Origin of the sequence: Halopolyspora algeriensis (genome assembly GCF_003337235.1) — a bacterium.
Lineage (GTDB): Bacteria > Actinomycetota > Actinomycetes > Mycobacteriales > Pseudonocardiaceae > Haloactinomyces > Haloactinomyces algeriensis.
In genome coordinates this window covers 143,285-149,609 of record NZ_QPJC01000013.1, presented here as the reverse complement: position 1 = coordinate 149,609, position 6,325 = coordinate 143,285, and the positions used below count along the sequence as shown (strand labels likewise).

Below are 6,325 nucleotides of genomic sequence, written 5' to 3'. Positions count from 1 at the left end.
GCCGGCATCTGGCACAACTGGGCCACCGACACACCCCGCAAACGATCACTAATCGCCTACGACCACTAACACCAGCTTCACGGAATCATTCATCTAGAGGCGCCGACTCCGCGTCGACCCGACAATCCGTGCCCGTTACGGTCATCCTCGACCCGCCGCCGGCGCCGGCGTGCCGACGCAGCGCGGCCGTGGCAAGCGGCGAGTCGGGATGGCAGGCGGTATCGAGTCGCTGCTCAGCCCTGACTGCCCTTGTCGAGCTCGTCTCGGACATCGTTGAGCCAGCCGGTCAGGGCGAATGCCGACAGCTGTGCCTCCTCGCAGACCCGTTCGGCGGCCTGTTCGGTCGTGTAGCCCATGGCGGCCAGGTGGTCCTTGTCGCGCAACACCAGCGCTGTCGCCACCTGCTCGCCTGCCGGCCACGACGACGAGGGGTGGCCCTCGCTGTGGGAGCGTGCCCAGCGGCAGCGCTCGACGATGGTGGCGGCGAATCCTTCGGCCATGGCACGTCTCTCCTTCCGGCCTCGGCGGCGATCTTTCAGCGCTGGAGACTGTCGACCCGCGGTTCACGCGGCTTCGCTGCCGGAACGCGCGGGACGCAACGGCCAGTGTTCCGCATTGTCCCGCACATCGGTGGCGCGGCGGCGAAGCTGCTCGGCCTCGTGGTCGCTTTCCTGCCTGCCGGCCAGGGAATCGAGGTAGTCGGCGAAGCTGTGTTGCTGGGTGCGGTACCAGCCGGTTTGCTGCTCGTGCAGCACGGCCGGATCGAGGGCGCCGATCTGCTCGGGGTAGCTCTTGGCCAGCCGCCATGCCAGACGCGCGCAGGCCAGGGCGTCACCGGCGGAACTGTGGGCGTCCTCGAGGCGGACCCGGTGGTGCTCGCACAGGGCGGCGAGGGTGCGTTTGCCCCTGCGGTAGCGATCCAGGTGCTTGTCCAGACACAGTGGATCCACCACCGGCCCGGAGACGGTCAGCTCCTGCCCGTGGTGCCTGCGCAGCTCGGCGGCCAGCAGCGACAGGTCGAAACCGGCGTTGAACGCGCACAGCGGAGTCGTGGCGGTCCACACCTCGGCCAGGGCTTCGGCGAGCTCGGCGACCACGGTGGCCGCCGCACGACCGTGGGTTCGCGCGTGCTCGGTGCTGATGCCGTGCACCTCGGTCGCCGAGTCGGGGATCTCAACGCCCGGGTCGGCCAGCCACGTGCGCACCACCGGCTGCTTCCCGGGAGTGATGGCGATGAGGGTCGCGGTCACGATCCGGTCGGTGTCGGTGTCCACACCGGTGGATTCCACATCGAAGGCCGCAAGCGGCCCGTCGGCCCAGGACATCGCGGAGGAGGTCATGACCGGACCCTAACCATCCCGCTCGGGGGGCAGGAGCGCGGATCCGGGGACGATGGTGGGCCGATCGGGTGCTTTTGTCGGTTCGCGCGACGTCCTGCGCACCTGTTTCCTCGCACGGCAGGTAGCCGACAGCCGAGCGGCTCTGGCACTGGGAAATCACGTGCGGGAGAGCGTCTCGTCTCCCGCGCGGTGGTGCGCGACGGCCCGGTCGACGTCCTCGGCCAGCAGGTGATGGTTGAGCGCGACGGCGGCGGTCGCCCCGGCAGCGGCGGCGTTGATCAGCTGGGCCGGGTTGTCCACGACGTTGCCCGCCGCCCACACCCCGGGCACGCTGGTGCGGCCCGAGGGATCGACGGTCACCCAGCCGTTCTCGCCAACCTCGCAGCCCAGACCGGTCAACAGCTCGTCGTGCGGCACGAAGCGGGGACCGACGAACACCGCCGACCTCGGCACCCTCCGGCCGTCGGCGAGTTCCACACCGGACACGCGGCCCTCGTCGGTCACCAGCCGCGCCACCTCACCGTCGACGACACCGATCCCGCGGGCGGCCAGCCGCTCCCGCTCCTCGTCGGTCGGGTCGATCCGGTTCGGGAAGAACACCACGTCGTCCGACCACTGCCGCACCAGCTGCGCCTGGTGCAGGGTGAACGGCCGGTTGTCGCCGCCGACCACGGCGATCGGGGCGTCGCGCACCTCGTAGCCGTGGCAGTACGGGCAGTGCAGCACGTCGGTACCCCACCGCTCGCGCAGGCCCGGGATCGCGGGCAGCTCGTCGCGCAGCCCGGTGGCCACCAGCACCCCGCGCGTGGTCAGCTCTCCTCCATCGGCCAGGCGCACCACGAACCCGTGCTCACCTCCGTGCTCGATGCCCCGCACCCGGCCGGTGAGCACCTCGCCCTCGTAGCGGGTCACCTCCTCTCGGCCCACCGCGAGCAGCTCCGCCGGAGATGTCCCGTCCCGGGACAGGAAGCCGTGCAGGTGTTCGGCCGGTGCGTTGCGAGGTTCCCCGGCATCGACGACCACCACCCGGCGGCGAGACCGGCCCAACATCATCCCGGCGGCCAGCCCGGCCGAACCGCCCCCGACCACCACCACGTCGTACTCCATCTCGTTCTCCTCCTCCGTCGTATCCGCGCCCGCCGACGACGGGCGGATCCGTTCCGAACACGAACGCGACGCTCGGGTGATGCTCCGGACATCGGCTCGAACCCCCGCACCTGGCGCCGCTCCCCGGTCGCATTGAGCGAGCTCCCCGAGCCGGCGCGCCGCGTTCATCAGTATGACGCGCACCGGGTGCGGACCTGTCCCGTGCGGCACTCCCTCAGGAGCTCGGCCTTTCCTCCCCGATCGGTTCGCGCTCCTGTTCGCGGGTCAGGATCTCCCAGCAGTGGCCGCAGGTACGCCGGAAGATCCAGTCGGTCTCGCTGACGGCGGCCATCGCCACCGTCACCCCGCACACCGTCACCGCCGGTGGACAGGCCCGCTTCGACCTGGAGAAGGTCCAGCAGCAGCTCCGCGAGCGACGCAATCAGGACTGACAGCGCCTCCTTCGAATCAGAAATCCTCGGGAGAAAGCGCTGAGTTGATCGGGTGCTTTCCGGGCGCGGTGCCTGCGCAGCTACTCGTCCTCGTGGTGCCGCTGCTGGTGTCGCCTCGAAGTTCTGCGGTCGCGCTCGAGAAATCGACTGCGGCCGCGCGGGAAAAGATGAAACAGCCCTCGCATCACGAGCCGTGTGCGGTAGCCTCTGGCAACCTCGTGACGCGCGACACGGCGCAGCGAAACCGGGTGCTGTCACCGCGCGTCCACTGGGGAGACTTCGCAGTGATCAAGGGAGCGATACATGTCCATCGCAGCGGCCGGGCGCCGGGCTCAGGGGCTCGCCGAAGCGGTCGGTGAGGCCGCGGAAGAAGCTGCCGACGAGTTCGCGATCGACCCCGGAGACTTCATCTCCGCGCGGGAGCAGGGCGCCTCGGCGGGTACCCGGATCGAACAGCAGACGGCACCGATCGGCGAGATCGGTGAGATCGTCAATCGCAGCGTTTCCGAACGTGGTGACAACGGGGAATGGGTCAACGTCATCTGCCCCGTGGTGATCCCCAAGCGCAGCGCGTTCACCACCGTTGTTCTGCCGATACTGGCGCTGGTTGTTCTGGCCGTGGCCGGGGTCCTGGTGACCGCCTCGACCGGCATGGGACAGGCGTGGTTCGGACCGCACATCTGGGTGCTGCTGGCGATCGTGGCCGTGCTGCTGTGGGCACGGCGCAGCGTCATCATGGTTCCGGACGGCTGCCAGGCGATGATCGCCAAGTTCAGCAAGCTGGACCGAACGGTCGGACCCGGCCGCACGGTACTTCTCGACCCCCGCAAGCAGGTCAGCTATGTCGTGAACACGACGCGGGAGTACCCGTACAACGCGCCGATCAGCGAGGCCCCCACCCGGGGCGGGATCAAGGCCTCGGTTGATCTGTTCCTGCAGTTCCGCATCGAGGATCCGACACAGTTCATGTACGCCCTGGGCGCCGTGTCCGGGTTCTCCGACAAGCTGTCCAATGCGGTCAGCGAGGTCACCCGGAGTCTGATCTACCAGCAGCGAGCCGAGGACATCTACGACCTCGTGGGAGAGAGCACCCAGGAGCTGCTGGACAGCCTGAACGAGCAGTTCCTGCCCGCTGTGCGGTTGACCAGTGCCAACATCACCCACGCCGAGCCTTCCAACCAGCAGTACCGGGCCGACCTCGCCGCACCGGAGATGGTGCGACTGGCCAAGGAGGCCTACACCTACGAGCACGAGCTCAGCCTGCGCAAGGAGCAGGACGAAGGTGACCTGAACAAGGAACTGGCCTCGATGAACGAGAGCCTGTCGGGCATCAACGCCGAGATCGCCAACTACCAGGCGCAGATGGACACCGCGCTGGAGCGGGAAACCAATCGCGCCAAGGCTCAGGCGCGGCAGCGCTACGTCGAGGCGGAGAGCACCGCCAACGCCAACGCCGCCCTGCTGGAGGCCCAAGCCCTGGACATCCGGGCGGTCAGCGCGGCGGAGACTCCGGAGATCCTGGAGCACCGCTACGAGCAGGACGTGCTGAACAAGCTGGAAGGCCTCGCGGAGCACCTTCCGATGCTCGTCTCGTTCGGTGACGGCGAGGGCAACGACATCGACTACCTCGCCACCGCGCGGCGGATGCTGGGCATCTCCGAGGACGGGGCCGGGCTGTCCGACACGGACGTGGCCACGATCCGGCAGCGCACCGAGGCGATCCAGGAGCGCGTCCGCTCCCGGGAAGCCGAGATCGACGACCTGCTGACGGCAAGCGCGCACGACGCGGCCGGCGACGAATCCCCTGCCGAGGAGATCCCCGGTGCGGAGCGGGTCGAGCAGATCAGGGCCTCGGTGACCGACGAATCGATCACCGAGCAGGTCGAACACCTCGGCGGCCCGGATTCCGGCAGCACGACTCAGGGCAACGAGCAGCACCAGGCAGGTGAGCAGTGATGGCGACCCAGCAACGCAGCTTCTCCAAGATCACCGATGCGGTCGCGGCATGGTCGAACATCCGCCAGCTCATCCGAGGCGGCGACGAGGGCAATCTCGTCCCCGTGGTGATCCCGAAGGACAACCGGGGCATCGGTTGGCTCGTGCTGCTGCTGGCAGCTCTCTATCTCGCCGGGACGGCCGCATTCGGCAGTGGGGTCGTGGCCACAGCCGCCTGGGTGGGCGCCGCGCTGGCGCTGGTGCTCGCCGTGATAATGCTGTGGCGCGGTTCGATCGTGGAGATCGAACAGGGCACGACCGGCATCCGAAGCCGCTACGGTGCGTTCACCGACACCTTGTCGCCCGGCAGGCACTACCTGTGGTGGCCATGGGACAAGGTGGAGTTCGTTGTGGACACCACCACGGAGATCCCGTACAACGCGCCGGTTGCGGCCTGCCCCACCTCGGAGGACGTGCCGCTGAAGGCGATCGAGTTCTTCCTGAAGTTCCGCATCGACAACCCGGTCGACTTCGTGCGCACGATCGGCGCGGGCAACTTCGACATGGTGCTCTCCAGCGCGGTGCAGGACGCGATCCGGCAGCGCGGCAGGCGAGTGCACACCGAGCAGGCCTACGACCTGCGGGGCAGTGATGTCGAGGACATGCAGGCGACGCTGAACCGACAACTCAACAAGTACGGTGTGCAGATCCTCGGCGCGAACATCCCGGACGTGCAATTGCCGGATCAGTACCAGCAGCACCTCGCCACCCGCGAGCGTGTCGCCAAGGAACTCAGTGCTTACGAGCGCGAGTGGGAACTGACCCGGAAGCGACGCATCGACAACCTCCTGATGGAGATCGAGCGCGCCAAGAAGACCCGCGACGCCAAGCTGGTCGAGGTGAACGCGGCCCGGAACAGGGCGCGCCAGGACGTCGCCAGGATGCTGGAGGAGCAGGAAACCGAGGCGCAGCGGGCGCAGTGGGAGATCGAGACTCGCGGCAGGGCGACGCTGACCGAGGCGCAGAACGAGGCGAAGTCCCGTCAGCGGCTCGGCCAGGCCTACCGCGACAACCGCGCCGTGCTGCACTACGAGCTGGCCCGGCGCAGGCTGGAAGTCGGTGAGAAGCTCGCCGGGCGCGCGCCGCGTCCGGTCGTCGTGCACGGCGGTGGCGGAGAAACGTCGACACTGTCCACGCTGCTGCTGTCCCAGTTGCTGCCGAAGATGAGCTCGCAGGCATTCACCACGGGAAACGGCGCGGTTTCGGCGGAGTCCGAGGAAGGTCACAGTGCCTCCGTGGGCGAGGCGATGCACGCGGTCGGGCAGGCCGGCGAGCTTGCACAGTCGCTGCTCGACCGTGACGGCTCGGACAACTAGACGCAGCGCATCGGGGTGATGTGTCGAGGTCAACGTCGCCCCATCGCGTCTTCGGCCGGACGATGACGCCGGAGAGTTCGCCCGAGAACTGTTCGCCACCGGACGGTCCGCGAGGCGTTCCCGGCCCCTCCGGAGG

Annotated in this window: 6 protein-coding genes; 2 read left to right on the top strand and 4 right to left on the bottom strand. The window is 68.5% G+C overall.

Translation table 11 applies throughout. The annotated features are described in order from the left end of the window. Window positions 1-233: 233 nt before the first annotated feature. From DFQ14_RS18185 to DFQ14_RS22440, 4 genes are all read right to left on the bottom strand, one after another. On the bottom strand, window positions 234-500 hold the full coding sequence (locus DFQ14_RS18185) for a hypothetical protein (protein WP_114454507.1): 267 nt from the start codon (window positions 498-500) through the stop codon (window positions 234-236). A gap of 63 nt (window positions 501-563) precedes the next feature. Then, window positions 564-1,340, bottom strand: coding sequence for an exonuclease domain-containing protein (locus DFQ14_RS18180; RefSeq protein ID WP_114454506.1), 777 nt, complete (start codon window positions 1,338-1,340; stop codon window positions 564-566). 156 nt (window positions 1,341-1,496) lie between these two features. After that, window positions 1,497-2,447 (bottom strand): NAD(P)/FAD-dependent oxidoreductase, encoded by a 951-nt coding sequence (locus DFQ14_RS18175; protein ID WP_114454505.1) that lies wholly within the window; start codon window positions 2,445-2,447, stop codon window positions 1,497-1,499. Window positions 2,448-2,661: 214 nt separating this feature from the next. Then, the gene (locus DFQ14_RS22440; protein ID WP_257233758.1) at window positions 2,662-2,790 is read right to left on the bottom strand and encodes a hypothetical protein; all 129 of its coding nucleotides are present in this window, start codon (window positions 2,788-2,790) and stop codon (window positions 2,662-2,664) included. A 391-nt stretch (window positions 2,791-3,181) separates the two neighbouring features. Here DFQ14_RS22440 and DFQ14_RS18170 point away from each other — a divergent pair, with 391 nt between their 5' ends. Then, window positions 3,182-4,834 carry an SPFH domain-containing protein gene (locus DFQ14_RS18170; RefSeq protein ID WP_114454504.1) on the top strand — a complete coding sequence of 551 codons (1,653 nt, stop codon included), beginning with the start codon at window positions 3,182-3,184 and terminating at the stop codon, window positions 4,832-4,834. Beyond that, window positions 4,834-6,189: an SPFH domain-containing protein gene (locus DFQ14_RS18165; RefSeq protein ID WP_114454503.1), complete on the top strand. Its 1,356-nt coding sequence runs from the start codon at window positions 4,834-4,836 to the stop codon at window positions 6,187-6,189. Before DFQ14_RS18170 ends, DFQ14_RS18165 begins: the two co-directional genes overlap by 1 nt. Window positions 6,190-6,325 lie beyond the last annotated feature (136 nt).

What these genes read in the sequence shown, in the direction of transcription:
- DFQ14_RS18185 (WP_114454507.1), bottom strand. Translation starts at nt 500, where the DNA reads ATGGCCGAAGGATTCGCCGCCACCATCGTCGAGCGCTGCCGCTGGGCA.
- DFQ14_RS18180 (WP_114454506.1), bottom strand. Translation starts at nt 1,340, where the DNA reads ATGACCTCCTCCGCGATGTCCTGGGCCGACGGGCCGCTTGCGGCCTTC.
- DFQ14_RS18175 (WP_114454505.1), bottom strand. Translation starts at nt 2,447, where the DNA reads ATGGAGTACGACGTGGTGGTGGTCGGGGGCGGTTCGGCCGGGCTGGCC.
- DFQ14_RS18170 (WP_114454504.1), top strand. Translation starts at nt 3,182, where the DNA reads ATGTCCATCGCAGCGGCCGGGCGCCGGGCTCAGGGGCTCGCCGAAGCG.
- DFQ14_RS18165 (WP_114454503.1), top strand. Translation starts at nt 4,834, where the DNA reads ATGGCGACCCAGCAACGCAGCTTCTCCAAGATCACCGATGCGGTCGCG.